We start from the raw sequence: 15506 nt of genomic DNA, 5'->3' as shown, positions 1-15506 counted from the left end.
TAGTCCAGGAACGGCTCGAACGGATCCACCGCCGGTTTCTTACGTTCGCCCGGGGTGCGCTCACCATTGAGGTAGGCCCGGATCGTCTTCCTATCGTGGCCGGTGTGGCGGGCGATCGCCGAGATCGTCCACCCCCGTTTGTGCAGTGCATGTACTTCCACATCGCTCTCCCGTGTCAACATGAAAGCGGGCCTCCCGAGGTTGCTGGTGAGTGGTCAGAGACCATCAGCATCACGGGAGGCCCGCCTACTCTGGCGGAGCCACACGGGTGAGGAATTCAGATGAGCATCACTGGGGAATTTCGATGAGCGCCGTCACTTTCTGAAGTGTCACGGATCACACTTTAGCGAGCCCCGCGAACTCCGCTACCGCCACAACGACGCAGTTCTGTCCTCTCGCACCGCCATTTGGCTGGTTCGCCATGTAGCGCGTGTCAACACGCACGCTGAAGCGAGAGCGATAGGAGGGTCGCCGGGGGTGTGGGTGTGTGGTGTGGCCGTCGATCGGGTTGATCGACATCTGGTACTGGAACTCGATCACCATTGACTCATCGAACGGCTCGTAGTCGTCTTCTGGGACCACCACCCACTCGTCGTCTGCAATACATCTGAGAATCGCACTCTACCGTTCTCGTGTGGTGGTGGATGAGAACGATCCAAAGCAAACCCGGAGTATCTGACTTTGTCGAATCCGCCTCCGCAGCAGTCGATTACAACTGGTAACGAGACGTGTTGAAGTAGGACGAGTAGCAACCGGCGTTCGACTTCAGCAACCAGAGCACATCGGAAAGGTTCCTGACCGACCTAGTCAGACGGGTGGCATCGATGTCCAAGGCACTTGTTCAACGGCCCTGTAGATCGCGAGCGGCACCACGCCTATCGCAGGCCAACTTGGTGCAGCGACAAACCCAGTGCTCGTCAACATGCCGCCGAATGCGCCGGTGAGCTCATCGAGAGCCGATCGATCAATTCCTGAGTCTCCACTTTGGAGTAACCGGTCGACCTGCGGCTTGATCTGCGCGATGACCTGCTCAGGAGTGAACCTCTCACGTTCCGTCGGTACCGCCGCTACCTGCATGAGGGTGGTCAGTTCAGTGGGTTCCGAGCCCACCTGCGATAGGAGTAGCTCGCGCCGCATAGGGCCGAACTCATGCTCGTGAGGAATTTCCCCGACAAAGCCCACTTCGTAATCATCCGGGTTAGCAGTACGGACTGACACCGTGATGGAGTCCCCATACAGCGCTTCTAGGGCGTCAAGCACCTGCTCTAGCTCGCCTGGTTCGTCTGACAACGCATCATTCAGTCGGCGAAACGCACCTGCGATGCTCGCGATGTCACTCATCTGAGTCGGCGCGGTTACGCGCAGTAGCATTCCTGGCCGCGCTCGATCACGCACCTTCCCGCGGAGCCAGAACTTACGTGCCGACATTTTGTCTGACACGTCCGCAAGCAGGCCTAACGCCTCTGCCGACTCCTCAAGTTGCGACACATGGAGGTCAGCGAGAGCGAGCGTCTGAGCGCTGTTCTCACCTACGTCCTTACCGACGGCCGCCACTCGACGAAGGCCCAAATCGATCCTGCGAGAACGCGTCTTTGTCTCACTTCGCTCCTCGGGGAGCCCATCTATGAGCTGAGCAAGCAAACTTCCGACCCGAGTGCGATCGATGTAGAGGTAATCCCTGATATCCAGCTCGGATGACTCAGGAAGACTGTTAGGGCTCATATCAGTCTCCTCGGAGGTAGTGCGTCCATTGTGGTCGACTTCGGTGAAACACTACCGGTTTCAGATGCTGATGGCTGCACCGCGCACTGGCATCGTTACAGCCCTGAAGGACATCGGGAGTGCATCTCGAATCGTTACCACCACCCGCCTGCGGGCGGGCGCACTCGCTGACGTTGACGAGTGGATAGGGGCCCAATCAACGTCTCACAGGGCCAGCTAGGACGACAACCGAGACGGCAATCTTCGCACCCCAAAGTGCCGGGTATCACGCGGAAGGCAACTCAACGAGGCCAGGCTGACATACGAATACCACTGCTATCCAACCAGTCCCTATGTATTAGGGTCCATAAAGCCACGAAGAAACATAAGTTGGGCGTCTACGTTTCAGCCGCCGCCTCCCATTAATCACACTCGGAACAAAGAAACCAATCTTCTGCTTGTGCATCTCTTTCCATGAGTTTTCATTGTCCCATTTATTGGGGCGACACCAGCGATTGTGACGGAACTCGTACGCCAGCAACCAATCTTTGCTGCTAAGAGCGCCATCGCACTCGGCCCGTCGCACGGCCTTATCGAATGAAACACTCCGCTGAAGTGACTTAGAGGTGTCTACGATATCACGTAGAAGAATCAATGTGCAGTTGTCCTCCATATCCGCGACGAGGCGTGCCGCTTCTGTATAAAGTTCCATTTTCAAGCTTCGGATAATGTGCAGAATCCAACTGGTCTCGAATCCATGACCAAGCCTGGCATGAAAGCATAGAATCGAATTCAGAACTTCAGAAACTCGCTCCTTGTTAAGTGGAAGACCATGATGGTAGGCGAATTCTAACACAGCAAAAACATTAGGAAGAGTGCTGGACTCAATACTCGTGGACGAAAGTATGAGATCGCGAAATATCGGCCAGCTCTCCTTCCCGCCAGGGAAGGGGTTGCATCGCAGTAGGGCGTAGTTTAGTACGCCTTGAGTAGGGTTCAGCCGCCTTTGGTTGAACGCGACATCAAACAGATCTACGATATCTGACGCCATACTCGAGTCTCTGTCGTCTCGATACCGGTGATTACGAAGTGCTCTAACCCAATCTGGCTCTGAGAATAGTAGTCCGTCCTCAATCCTGACCTTCGTCGGGTTCAAGGCGAGTTCATAGCTAAGTAACAACATCTGGTACTCAGCTAGCAGATCCTCGGCCTCGCCCGTTGAAGTCGCATAGACTGTCATATCATCCGAGATCCTGGCCGAGCGACGAATTGCCTCCGGGAACTTCGCACCGAGCGCAGTATCGATCCGCGCCATTAGCACCTCCGAGGCCAACCACGACGTGTCGGGCCCTACTGATAATCCAATCGTTTGTCCATTCCGAGCGTTGCGGACCAGTTTATCCAAATCGGGACCAAGTCCAGACGCATGAATGTTTGCTTTCGCGACGCCTCGCCCGCGAACACTCCAATCTATTGCGTGGGTGTAGATAGACGAGTAGAATTGACTAATATCAGTCTTTAGTGTCACTCTTCCCGCCGGCATTCGCGCTATCAATTCCCTGTTCCAGCGGCCCCGTGGGACTCGGTATTGAAGCGACCTCTCATGATCTCGACTACCTAGAAGTGGCCTAGTCAGCGATATCTGACTCCTGGCCGTTAGATTTCTCAATGTTACCCAGTGTTTAGAGCAAAGCTCGACAATATGGCGCTGGCTATGCGGGTTCGGAATTTCAATAGTTCTCCGAACGCCTCCGGCCCGAGCGATACTAAACCGAACCGGCTCCGTCCAGGAATTCTTGCCATGTGTAGTGGTTTTGGATATGGATCCCACGCGACTCGCGAAATTTGCCGGTGAGAACGAGGGTGGAATTTCCTTTGGGAAATACCCACGTCCTAGGGAGGTCTCGATGTCCAAAGTCGACCTTTCACTCAAGAGATTGGAATCCGGGGTGGGAGAGCTGCGCTAGACTAGCCGCCTGCGTCGACTATTGATACATACCGAGCACAGGTCGCAGCAGAGGCCACGGCATGCCGTTCGATGGTAGCGGGGGAGTAGCCGAGAGTGTCGGCGAGTATCGCTGCTGGTGCAAGTTTGGTGAGTTCATGGAGGGTGCCAAGCCGAGCGGCGCGGGTGCTGAACGCCGCCTTCAGCCGGTTCCGTAGGTGAGCCGGATTGATGTGTTGGCCTGGGACGTAGCCGCGGAATACCCAATTAGTGGCCGGGTGCGCGGCGGTATTCGCGAGGTCGCGTTCTCCGGCGAGGTAGCGGAATGGCTCGTCGAGCGGGACTGGCAGGGCTATGGCGATGTCGCCAAGTGTGACGGTCACGAGGTCATCTGAGACTATGACGTGGTCCCAAGTGAGTTTGACGACGCGGTCAAATCTGCTGGCCGAAGACGAGCACTAAGATCGCTGCAGCTCTGTCACGCGGATTCAGCTCCAGTTGATTCGATGTAATGCCGTCGACGGCGTCTTGTTGGTCCTCGACGCTCATCTTCGGGCTACCACGCCGGTGGGGTGTCATCGTGAGGTCCGCAGCGACCAGTTTGGTCTTGATAGCCCATGCTAGGAAGCGGATGGCGAACTCGCGTGTGCTCGGTCCTTCGGCCTGCCATGCGTCCAGATGGGATTGGGACAAGTCACGGATCGAGGTATCTCGGGTGGTAAGCCAGTTCAGGAATTCGATTGTGACGGTGACGGTTTGCTTGGATCTTAGGAACGTTCCGTGTGTCACCGACTCCATGGAATGCATCTGCCGTAGGTGATGCCAGCGGATGTAGCGGTTGGCGACGTCGCGGTGTTCTGGCGATTCGAGCCGGTCGAGTGCTTCGTCTGACCAGTCGATGTAGCGGTGGAGCAGTCCGTCTCTGGGCGGCAGGATCTGGTGGGTGATCAGGAGTTCTCGAACGTAGTCTCGGGTGCGTGATCGGGGGAGTTCGTCGACCGCGTCGTGGGTGACGAGGGGCGTGCGGGCTAGTTCGGTGAGGAACGCCGTGACGTGCTTCTGTTTGATCCAGGTCAGGCCGCTGTTGGCTCGTTTCATCGATTTAAGTGCGGCTGCAAAGGGTTTTAACTCCTCGTTGATGACGCCAGTCTCGGGATTGGTCAGCAACCGGTCGACAGTCGTTCCCAGGACGCATCGCCAGCATCGGCCTTGGGCGTACAGTTCTTCCTCGGCGCCGCAGTCGCCGCAGTCGACGTTGAGTTTGATCCCCGCGCATTTGCGGCACGCCGGTTGGCCGTTGATGATTCCCGGCAGGACTCCCTCGTGACCGCACGCGCATATTCCTCGGGTTCGTTTGGCTGCTTGGTAGCAGTATCCGCATACCCCGAGGCCTTGCCAGGCGGCGACACATTCGCGGTGCTCGCCGCAGCGGTCGCACGGGACTTCCCACCGTTGTGGGTCTTCGGGTTTACGTGGTCGTGCCATCGTCACCATCGCTGCGGACGACTCGGATGCGGCGGGCGACGGTGCGCTTCTCGCCGAGGCCGAGGTCGGCCGGATTCGCCGGCGCGTCGGCAGTGGCCGCTGCGCGTATCTCGACGTACGGTTCGAACAGATCGTTGGGTGTGCAGTCGAGGATGTCGCACAGCGCCGCGAAGGTGCGGGCAGGGATCCGCTCAGGCGTACCGGTCACCAATCGATGCACCTGTGCATTCGAGAGGTTGATGCCGCGTGACTTCAGCAACGGGATGAGTTCGGTTGTCTTCCAAAGGTTGTGGTCAGCCATCCGCTGGCGCAGATTCCAGTGGTACCCGATTCGGCGTTGCTCGCTCACGTGTCTTTCCTAGCATTTCTTTCGTCACGTGTGACGATTCGTTGCTGGATCATCCGCTGGATGACCTTTTGTTTGAAGTCTGCCGAGACCGAGGTGTAGAGCGCGGTGGTGGATGAGTAGGCGTGACCGACTTGCTGCTGGACGAACATTGGGTCGTATCCGGCTTCCAGGAGGTGAGTGACGTAGGAGTGGCGCAGGCAGTGCATCTTCAACTCTGCCGGCAGTCCGGCGAGTTCGCGGACCGTGGTGAACGTGCGATTGAAGTTGCGGATGCCCGTGGCGCCGGCGCGTTCGGACGGCCACAATGATGCCGAGCGGTCGGCTGTGGCGAACTGCTCGCGTCCTTGTGGCGAGAGCCAATGGTCGAGAAGGTCGACTACCCAGTCGAATTCGGGCACGGTAAGGACAGTGCGTCGCCGTGGTCCTGAGCCCGACATGCCTTTGGCATAGCGGACCTGGACAGCGCCATAGCTGCCGTACTTGTCGACGTGCGGGTTTGGGCCGAAGTCGTGGTAGTCGAGCATGGCAAGCTCTCTGCGCCGCAGACCGTAGGCATAGCACACCTTGAACGCGGTGGAGTCTCGCATCAGTGGGAGCCAGCGCTTCGATCCCTTGGCGAACTCGCGGTCGACGAGGTCGTCGCAGACATCGAAGAACGTCTGCAACTCGGCTTGGGTGAAGCTACGCCGGTCAGCCGGTATGGCGTCATCGGTCTTGTGACGCGGGGTGTTCCACTCGAAAACGACTTGGGCGGGAACGTCATCAAATGCGTTGCTGCAGAACGCAGCCCACCCGTACCTTTCGTCAGTGACGTAATAGCAGAAGGCCCTGATCGTGCCGGCGTTCGCGCGCAGCGTCGACACCGAGACGGCTTTTGATCCGGTTCGTCGATCAGCCAGGAACTCATCGACGTGGACCGGCTGCCAGGCCCACGGGTACTCGTTGGAGTGCTCTTGGAAGCGAGACACCAGGCTGCACGACGATTGGATGAATGGCACACCGAGTCCACGAGCCAGCATTTGCGCTCGCCAGCCATCCAGCATCGCCTCGAAAACGCGGTCCTCGGGCCGCAGTAGACCGACGACGCCGCTCGACAGAAAGTCTGGTAGCCGACCCGGAACACTCTGCATGTACGCAAGTGTAGCGCGAGAATCTCTCATCTGTTTGCATAAACCGCTGCTGATCTGCATGTTGGGTTACCAGGTCACCGCGGCGTACGAACTCGACTGCGGTAGCGGCCAGCAGTTTTGCTCGAGATCCACTAGGACGAGTTCTCTCATCTGTTTGAACTCGCCTCCTTTGAGAGCCGATAAGATACATTATGTCAGGTAACCTGTGGCGGGTCGCAGGAGGTGCGCTTCGAACCCACCTCCATGACTGCGTGCCTGCACGCCGTTTCCGAGGCAGCGGTGGCCCATCTCGCTGGCGCTGGACACGCACTCAACCGCTAAATCGCAGCCCACAACGCTACGCCTTCGATTTCGCCGATGTCGCCGAGGGCTTCCGGCTGATGCAGACGAAGGAAGACGGGGTAATCAAGCCGCTGGTCAGGTTCTGATCCGGAGTGACTCACGCCGCCGAAAGTAGACGGCGCCCGCACCGCCCGAGCGGATTGACAGCCCCGCTCGGATGACGGGGTGGGCGCGCCGCCTTCGGTGATTCCCTAGCTGGTGATGCCGTAGCTTTTGATCTTTCGGTACAGGCTGCTTCGTGAGATCCCCACGCTCGCTGCAGCCGCCACCCGGTTGCCCTGATACTCCTGCAACGCCGCGATAATCGCATCACGCTCAGCGACCTGAATGGGTGAAAGGTTGTAACTCTTCGATTGTGTCAGGCAGTAACGGGGAAGGTCGTCGACCCCGATCTCACCCACCGGACGCGCCTTGAGAGCTTCTGTGACGGCGTCGCGTAGCTGAGCGATATTGCCTGGCCACCCGAATGCCGCAATCGTTCGTAATGCCGCCGGCGAGAATCGTACATGCCGGTGGGGCGCGAGATCCCCGATGATGCGGTCGAGGATGTACTCGATGTCTTCGGTCCGATGACGCAACGGCGGCAGGGCGATCGAGGACTTGAAGCACGACATCAGTTCGGAAGCCACGACGGAATCCTTGTCGTCGGATTCGATGGCTGCGGCGGTGGCGACAACCATGACATGGGTGGAGGCAAGTTCCGCCGCGTCCATCAACCTGCACAGGTTGGCCGATCCGGCCGGGCCGAGTTGATCGATGTCGCGGACGATGACCAGGGTCATACCGCTCGGTGTCTGTTCACGCAGCGCGGCCAAGTCAATCCCGACTCCCTCGTCGAGTTCGTGGGCGGCGATGCTCAGACTGCGGGCGCGGGGGTGATCGGCGTGAAACAGCTCGAGGACGAGTGTGAACCGACCCGACCCGGGCTCGCCGAAGACAATCGTGGGGAGACATGCGGCCATCGATTCACGCAGTTCTCCGCACGCCCGCACGCACGCCGGTGAGGCGCCACCGGCGGCCGCCGCCCGGTGTTCGCGCCGGATGGTGGTTACGAGGGTCTGGGTCTTGGCGCTGGCCACCGCCACATCGGGAAGCACTTTGTCGGAGAAGCTGCTCACCGCGCCGTCGGCAGCAATTGTCGCGGCCGGTGTCTGGATCGGCTCGGCGATCACCACGATTCCTGCCGCGATCTGCCCGCTGACGATACGCGTTCCGCGTACCCGCACGTGGCGCCCGGACGACAGAGCGAAGGTGTCCGACACCCGGTCACGGCGGGTCATCAGAAACGCCGCATGGTCACGGATAGCGGCTTGTTCGTCGTGGTCGAACAACGTCTGTGCCGCGGCATTGGCCATCGTCACCGACTCGGCGAACCCGAACACCGCACGCTTGGACGAGCGCGCGTCAGCCCGTAGGTAGGTGTTGAAGAGCACCTGCTGCGCCTGGCTGCGATCCAGCAGAAGGTTCCGTCCGATGTCTGTGGCGGCGGCGCGGACGAGGGTATGCATCAGCGGACTCCATGCCCGCGCCACGGTGGACACATCCAAGACGCCTTCGAGTCGACCGGTGATCGGATCGATGACGGGCGCCGCGGTGCACGCGAATTGCTGCAGCGATTCGGCGTAGTGCTCCGCACCGACGACCGAAACAGCCTTCCCCGACCCGATCACAGTCCCCACGCCATTGGTGCCCATCGTCTCCTCGGCGTAGCTGAAACCCGGCGCGAACTCGACGCGATCCACGAGTCGTCCCATCCCCACCGAGATGTCGAGGCGTTCGATCATACGCGCCTTGTTGTCGGTCAGGGCGATGACCAGGGCTATGTCGGAGATGTCGGCACCCAATTGATCGAGCACGGGACGCGCGCACCGCACCAGCCGCGATGAGGTGTCGATGTCGGCGACGTAGTCGGATTCCGGGCGATCCACATCGACACCAGCCGACCTGCTCCGCTCCCACGATGCGGTGAGAAGCTCGGGCACACCTGCTGCTGCGCGCTGGCCGTGTTCCAGAAAGTCAGCTCGCGCGGCCGCGACGGCATGCGGATGCCTACGCCCCGCGCTTTCCACATCTTGCGCACCTGTGACCTCGAACACATATCCATGGTGCCCGACGTACTGCGGCGTGCACAGTCCCGTCGCTGTCCCAAATTGGGACAGCGCGTTGCCACGTGGGGCCGGAATCCGACCGTCACGGTGATGCCGTTGGCCGGAGTGGGCGACATCCAAATTGTGTCAACTTGGGACACGCCATCGGGGTGGTATCGGGGACAGACTCATTGCCGTGACACCGATCACATGGTGTTTGGCCCATGAGTGCCTCATCGGACGCACTCGGGCCTGGGCTTGCGGAAGGGACAGATGACTGTGACACGGCTGGACGGCAAGAACGTTGTGATCACCGGCGCGGCCGGCGGGTTGGGCTCGGCGATAGCCCAGCACTGCGTCGACGAAGGGGCGCGAGTGGTCCTGCTCGACCGCGATCGAGACGCCGTGAGTGTGGTCGCGAAATCCCTTGGACAGGAGGCGTCGTACTCCTGCGACGTCACTGACGAGTCCGCGGTGCGCGACACCTTGGCGACCGCGGCGCAGGCCTGCGGCCATATCGACGTCGTCGTCAACAACGCTGGCATCGAGGGGCCGAACAAGCCCACTGACGCGTTCTCCCTCGACGAGTGGAATCGGGTGATGGCGGTGAACACGACCGCGGTATTCCTGGTCACCAAACATTCGATTCCGTTCCTGCGGGCAGCCGGTGGCGGCAGTGTCATCAACATCTCGTCCATCTACGGGCTGGTCGGCGGCGGCGACATCCCGCCTTATCACGCCTCCAAGGGTGCGGTGCGGCTGATGAGTAAGAACGACGCCCTGACCTATGCTCCCGACAACATCCGCGTCAACTCGATCCACCCAGGCTTCATCTTCACCGACATGGTCTACCGCTACGTCGAGGACAGCGGCATGGAGATCGACACCGCCCGCGAAGCCCTCGAGGCGGCACACCCGCTCGGCACCGGTAGCCCCGCCGATATCGCTTGGGCCGTGGTCTATCTCGCCTCCGATCAGGCACGTTGGATGACCGGAAGTGAACTCGTGATCGACGGTGGGTACACCGCCCGCTGAGATCCCACCACAGCTTTGACCCAACCGAACACCCGCCACATCCGAAGTACGACAGAAAGGTTTCCATCATGACCATCGCCGAAGCCGACCCCGGCACATCCACGAACGAAGCCACCCGGACACTCGACGCCCTGGTGATCGGCGCCGGCGTGGCCGGACTGTATCAGGTGTACCAACTGCGCGAGCTGGGCTTGAACGTCCATGGCTACGAGGCAGGTAGCGACGTCGGCGGAACGTGGTATTGGAATCGGTACCCCGGCGCCCGATTCGACTCGGAAGGCTATATCTACCAGTACATCTTCGACGAGGAACTCTACAAGAACTGGGGCTGGAGCCAGAAGTTCCCTGGGCAACCGGAGATCGAGAGGTGGCTCCATTATGTGACCGAAACCTTGGACGTACGCAAGGATTTCAGCTTCAGCACACGGATCGTCAGTGCCGTCTTCAACGAGGACACGGCACGATGGACGGTGACGACCGATACCGGTGAGGTCATCGACACCCGCTACGTCGTCACCTGCGCCGGCATGCTCTCGGCCCCATTGACCGGCATGTTCGAGGGGCAGGACGACTTCACGGGCGAGATCTTCCACACCTCACGCTGGCCTGCTGAGGGAGCCGATCTGGAAGGTAAGCGGGTCGGTGTCATCGGCACCGGCGCCACCGGTATCCAGGTGATCCAGACGGTCGCGCCGATCGTCGAGAAGCTCACCGTCTTCATCCGCACCCCGCAGTACACGCTGCCGATGAAGAACCCGGACTACGGCCCGAAAGAGCAGGCCTGGTATCACGACCGCTTCGACGAACTGCGCGAGGTCATTCCGAACACGTTCGCCGGGTTCGAATACGACTGGGAGGTCGAGTGGCACGCGTCGACCCCGGAGGAGCGTCTCGCGCGGCTGGAGAACATCTACGCCGACGGCTCGCTCAAGCTGTGGCTCGCCTCGTTCGGTGAGATGTTCTTCGAGCAGGACGTCAGCGATCAGATCTCCGCGTTCGTCCGCGAGAAGATTGTTGCGCGGCTGGAGAATCACCCGGAACTTGTCGAGTTGCTGGTGCCTCAGCAGGATGACTATGGCTTCGGTACACACCGAGTGCCGCTGGAGAACGGTTATTACGAGGCATTCCAACGAGACAACGTCGAGGCGGTCGGCGTACGGAACAACCCGATCAAGCGCATCGTCCCCGAGGGCGTGGAACTCGAAGACGGAACGCTCTATGAGCTCGATGTCATCGTGCTGGCTACCGGATTCGACGCCGGCACCGGAGCATTGACCCGGATCGACATCCGCGGCCGCGACGGCAAGTCGCTGTCGGAGGAGTGGTCGACGGAGATCCGCAGCACCATGGGTCTGATGATCGAGGGCTTCCCCAACCTCCTGACCACCGGCATCCCGCTCGCCCCATCGGCGGCGCTGTGCAACATGACCACCTGCCTGCAGCAACAGACCGAATGGATCACCGGACTCGTCGATCACATGCAGAAGGAGGGTGTGAGCGTCGTCGAACCGACAGCGGAGGGCGAGCGCGATTGGGTCGCCCACCATGACGAGGTCGCCAACGCCACCCTCGTCTCCAAGACCAACTCCTGGTACAACGGCGCCAACGTACCCGGCAAGCCCACCGGCCGGGTGCTGTCCTACATCGGTGGCGTCGGCGAATACCGCCGCCGGTGCACCGAGGAGGCCGACGCGAGCTACCCACACTTCACCTTCTCGTGAGCGTCCCAGCGAAATCAAGGAGTACCAGATCATGACCGAAAATCCGTTCTACAGCCACGAATTCCACGGTGACTACGACCTCATCAGCATTGGTCAGCTCGCCCTCGAAGAAGGGGGTGTCATTGCCGACTGCGAGCTCGCCGTCGCAACCTTCGGCACTCTCAACGAGGCGAAGGACAACGCCATCCTGATCCCCACCTGGTTTTCGGGCACCCATCAGATCTGGCGAGACGTGTACATCGGAGCAGACCACGCGCTGAACCCGGACAAGTACTTCATCATCTGCGTCAACCAGATCGGCAGCGGACTGTCGACGTCACCCAACAACGCCACCGGCGCGAATGCCGCGCTTGCGGGACCGAGGTTCCCGGATGTGCGCATCGGGGACAACGTCGTGGCACAAGAGCGGCTGCTGCGCGAGCACTACGGAATCGAGACACTCGCCCTCGTCGTGGGCGGCTCGATGGGTGCCCAGCAAACCTACGAATGGGCGGTTCGCTTCCCCGACAAGGTACTGCGTGCAGCACCGATCGCCGGAACGGCGCAGAACACCCCGGGCGACTACCTGATCGCGCAAGCGTTGCGCGAAGCACTCACCTCCGACCCAGGCTTCAGCGACGGCGACTACGCCTCGAACGCCGACGTCGTCGACGGTCTCGTCCGGCACGCCCACATCTGGGCCGTCGTCGGATTCTCCACCGAGTTCTGGAAGCAGGAGGTGTACCGGGCCTTGGAGTTCGACTCGAAGGAGGCGTTCCTGGCGGGTTTCCTCGAGCCCTACTTCACCGCCATGGATCCCAATGCACTGCTCACCCAGTCGTGGGCGTGGCAGCGCGGCGACGTCGCCCGCCACACCGGCGGCGACCTGGCGGCCGCCCTCGGGCGGATCACCGCCAAGACGTTCGTCATCCCGATCAACGAGGACCAGCTGTTTCCGGTCCGGGACTGCAGCCCGGAGCAGGAACTGATCAAGAACAGCGAGCTGCGCGTCGTCGACGACGTCCTCGGCCACCTGGGACTATTCGGTGTGGCACCGACCTACATGCCCCAGATCGACCAGCATCTCGGGGATCTGCTCGATACCGAGATCTGATCCCCCACAGTTCAGTTCTGCGACGTCAATTCGTCTGTCCACCAACGCATTCAGGAGAATCTCAGTGTCAGCGCATCATCTGATGGTTTGTTACGGCCATCCCACCGAACCGGCCGATTTCGACGAGTATTACACCACCACCCATCGACCGCTGGCCGACAAAATTCCGGGGGTGCGTACGTGGCACGCCGGGAAGGTCAGCACCCTCGACGCGGCAAAACCCCCCTACTATCTGGTGGCCGTTTTGAGTTTCGATTCCCGCGACGCCCTCGATGAAGGACTCGCCTCGCCCGAGGGTCAGGCTGCTGCCGCCGACATCGGCAACTTTGCGACGGGTGGGGCGACGCTGTTCGTCACCGACGACTTCATCCCTGCGGCCTGACCCGGACATCGCTCCACCCCCCTCAGACCGTGCACCCCCGCACGGCCTGAGGGCACGGGGCGTTCACACCACACCTCGGCGGGCTCCACCACACCGCCGGTGCGCATCGCTGCTCCCATGGCGCGTCGCCCCTCGGCTCTCGCCGTGCAGACATTGAAAGAGGTGCCCGCAATGGGTCCCACCTACGCTGATACCTATGCGGCAAGCCTGTCCGACCGACACCGCTTCTGGCTCGACGCCGCAACCGCGATCGACTGGATTCACCCCCCTCGCCGGGCGCTCGATGACACCCACCCCCCGTTCTACCGGTGGTTCCCCGACGGGGTCCTCAACACCTGCTACAACGCGCTGGACCGTCACGTCGAGGCCGGACGCGGCGATCAGCCGGCACTGATCTACCACTCCCCGGTCACCGGTGCCCAGAAGCAGTACACCTACGCCGAGTTGACGATCGAGGTAGCCCGTTTCGCCGGGGCACTGGCATCACTGGGAGTCAGCAAGGGTGACCGGGTGGTCATCTACATGCCGATGGTGCCGCAGGTGGCCATCGCCATGCTGGCCTGCGCGCGACTCGGGGCGGTGCATTCGGTGGTGTTCGGCGGATTCGGCGCCAAAGAGTTGGCTGCGCGGATCGCCGACGCCAAGCCGACCGTACTGGTGTGCGCCTCATGCGGTATCGAGCCGACGCGGATGGTGGCGTACAAACCGATTGTCGACGAGGCGATCGCATCTGTGGCGACCCCACCGCAACATGTCGTGGTGTTCCAGCGCGAACAAGCCCCGGCGACCATGACCGAACGAGACGTCGACTGGGACCAGCTGATGGCCCGCAGCGAACCGACCGACTGTGTGGATATCCCCGCCACCGATCCCCTGTATGTTCTCTACACCTCCGGCACCACCGGCAAACCCAAGGGAGTCGTTCGAGACAACGGCGGCCATGCCGTCGCGCTGGCCTGGTCGATGCGCAACATCTACAACATCCGGGCCGGCGATGTCTGGTTCACCGCATCGGATGTGGGGTGGGTGGTCGGCCACTCCTACATCGTGTACGCACCGCTGCTGGTAGGTGCGACGACGGTGCTCTACGAGGGCAAACCGGTCGGCACCCCGGACAGCGGCGCATTCTGGCGAGTCATCGCCGACTACAGAGTCAACGCCCTCTTCACTGCCCCGACCGCACTGCGTGCCATCCGAAAAGTGGATCCGACCGCAGCCGAGATGGCCAACTACGATCTGTCGAGCCTCCGGTCGTTGTTCCTCGCCGGTGAGCGGCTCGACCCCGACACCTACCAGTGGGCCACGTCCACGCTGGGCGTACCGGTGATAGATCACTGGTGGCAAACCGAGACCGGGTGGCCGATCGCGGCGAACTTGCGTGGCCTGGATCCGATGCCCATCAAAGCGGGTTCCCCATCGGTGCCAGTGCCCGGCTACGACGTGCAGATCCTGGACGAGGACGGCACCGAGGTGGAGCCGGGGCAAGAGGGCGCGGTTTGCGTGAAACTGCCTCTGCCGCCGGGTACGCTCCCCACCCTCTGGAACGACGACGACCGATACGTCGACTCATACCTGACCCGGTTCCCCGGCTACTACCTCACCGGCGATGGCGGATACCTCGACGCCGACGGCTACCTGTTCGTGATGGGACGCACCGACGACGTGATCAACGTTGCCGGACACCGACTCTCCCCAGGCGCGATGGAGGCCGTGCTGGCATCGCATCCCGCGGTGGCCGAGTGCGCTGTCATCGGTATCTCCGACCCGCTCAAAGGTCAGCTGCCACGCGGCTTCGTGGTCCTAAAAGACGGCATCGACATCACCCTCGACACCCTGCAGGACGAACTGATCGCCGCGATGCGTCGAGACATCGGGGCCGTCGCAGCATTCCGGCAGGTCACGATCGTAGAGGCACTACCGAAAACGCGGTCCGGCAAAATCCTGCGCAGATCGATGCGGGCCATCGCCGATCACCGCAACGAACCCGTCCCCTCGACCATTGAGGATCCCGCTGTACTTGAGGCGCTCCGACCGTTGCTGCGTGGCGACTGACGGCTATCACCGACAACGGGGGTGTCCGGTCGCTACCCCACCAAGCGATAGTCCCGCCGCCCTCGCAGGGTCGATGCCGGCGAAGTGTGTTGTCATTTGCCACCGTGAAGGGACCACCCTGGGCTGATTGTTTGCCATGGGGATGGGACCACCTGGATTGCCAGTTATGGGACCACCGGCGCGT

Annotated in this window: 13 protein-coding genes; 6 read left to right on the top strand and 7 right to left on the bottom strand. The window is 61.3% G+C overall.

Annotation, left to right across the window (positions count from 1 at the left end; all coding sequences use genetic code 11):
* The 3 genes from ACIGKQ_RS24695 to ACIGKQ_RS24685 all read right to left on the bottom strand — a co-directional run.
* Positions 1 to 182 (bottom strand): helix-turn-helix domain-containing protein (locus ACIGKQ_RS24695; RefSeq protein ID WP_396575131.1); only part of this gene is annotated, 182 nt, incomplete at its 3' end.
* A 625-nt stretch (positions 183 to 807) separates the two neighbouring features.
* A complete protein-coding gene (locus ACIGKQ_RS24690) occupies positions 808 to 1341 on the bottom strand; it encodes a hypothetical protein (RefSeq protein WP_396575130.1) in 534 nt (177 codons plus the stop codon).
* A 718-nt stretch (positions 1342 to 2059) separates the two neighbouring features.
* Positions 2060 to 3016 (bottom strand): hypothetical protein, encoded by a 957-nt coding sequence (locus ACIGKQ_RS24685; protein WP_396575129.1) that lies wholly within the window; start codon positions 3014 to 3016, stop codon positions 2060 to 2062.
* Between the two features lie 848 nt (positions 3017 to 3864).
* Between ACIGKQ_RS24685 and ACIGKQ_RS24680 the strand changes: the two genes are divergently transcribed.
* Positions 3865 to 4041: a hypothetical protein gene (locus tag ACIGKQ_RS24680; protein ID WP_396575128.1), complete on the top strand. Its 177-nt coding sequence runs from the start codon at positions 3865 to 3867 to the stop codon at positions 4039 to 4041.
* Between the two features lie 37 nt (positions 4042 to 4078).
* Here the strand turns inward: ACIGKQ_RS24680 and ACIGKQ_RS24675 are convergent, their stop codons facing one another.
* The 4 genes from ACIGKQ_RS24675 to ACIGKQ_RS24660 form a co-directional block, all read right to left on the bottom strand.
* Positions 4079 to 4813 carry a hypothetical protein gene (locus ACIGKQ_RS24675; protein ID WP_396575127.1) on the bottom strand — a complete coding sequence of 245 codons (735 nt, stop codon included), beginning with the start codon at positions 4811 to 4813 and terminating at the stop codon, positions 4079 to 4081.
* Positions 4814 to 5114: 301 nt separating this feature from the next.
* Positions 5115 to 5480 (bottom strand): helix-turn-helix domain-containing protein, encoded by a 366-nt coding sequence (locus ACIGKQ_RS24670; RefSeq protein ID WP_396575126.1) that lies wholly within the window; start codon positions 5478 to 5480, stop codon positions 5115 to 5117.
* Positions 5477 to 6610, bottom strand: coding sequence for a tyrosine-type recombinase/integrase (locus ACIGKQ_RS24665; protein WP_396575125.1), 1134 nt, complete (start codon positions 6608 to 6610; stop codon positions 5477 to 5479). The genes ACIGKQ_RS24670 and ACIGKQ_RS24665 overlap by 4 nt, the downstream gene beginning before the upstream one ends.
* A gap of 533 nt (positions 6611 to 7143) precedes the next feature.
* Positions 7144 to 9048: a sigma-54-dependent Fis family transcriptional regulator gene (locus ACIGKQ_RS24660; protein ID WP_396575124.1), complete on the bottom strand. Its 1905-nt coding sequence runs from the start codon at positions 9046 to 9048 to the stop codon at positions 7144 to 7146.
* 264 nt (positions 9049 to 9312) lie between these two features.
* On the opposite strand from ACIGKQ_RS24660, the gene ACIGKQ_RS24655 reads away from it, so the two are divergent.
* From ACIGKQ_RS24655 to ACIGKQ_RS24635, 5 genes are all read left to right on the top strand, one after another.
* Entirely contained in the window at positions 9313 to 10074 is a 762-nt protein-coding gene (locus ACIGKQ_RS24655; RefSeq protein WP_396575123.1) for an SDR family NAD(P)-dependent oxidoreductase, read from the top strand.
* A 68-nt stretch (positions 10075 to 10142) separates the two neighbouring features.
* Positions 10143 to 11795, top strand: coding sequence for a flavin-containing monooxygenase (locus ACIGKQ_RS24650; protein WP_396575122.1), 1653 nt, complete (start codon positions 10143 to 10145; stop codon positions 11793 to 11795).
* A 31-nt stretch (positions 11796 to 11826) separates the two neighbouring features.
* Positions 11827 to 12888 (top strand): alpha/beta fold hydrolase, encoded by a 1062-nt coding sequence (locus ACIGKQ_RS24645; protein ID WP_396575121.1) that lies wholly within the window; start codon positions 11827 to 11829, stop codon positions 12886 to 12888.
* Between the two features lie 82 nt (positions 12889 to 12970).
* Complete coding sequence (locus ACIGKQ_RS24640) at positions 12971 to 13270, top strand: EthD family reductase (RefSeq protein WP_396575132.1); 300 nt, start codon at positions 12971 to 12973, stop codon at positions 13268 to 13270.
* Between the two features lie 171 nt (positions 13271 to 13441).
* The gene (locus ACIGKQ_RS24635; RefSeq protein ID WP_396575120.1) at positions 13442 to 15322 is read left to right on the top strand and encodes a propionyl-CoA synthetase; all 1881 of its coding nucleotides are present in this window, start codon (positions 13442 to 13444) and stop codon (positions 15320 to 15322) included.
* The last annotated feature ends 184 nt before the right edge of the window (positions 15323 to 15506 follow it).

This window comes from Gordonia sp. NPDC062954, from assembly GCF_044543825.1.
Lineage (GTDB): Bacteria > Actinomycetota > Actinomycetes > Mycobacteriales > Mycobacteriaceae > Gordonia > Gordonia tangerina.
This window is presented reverse-complemented; position numbering and strand designations above follow the sequence as displayed.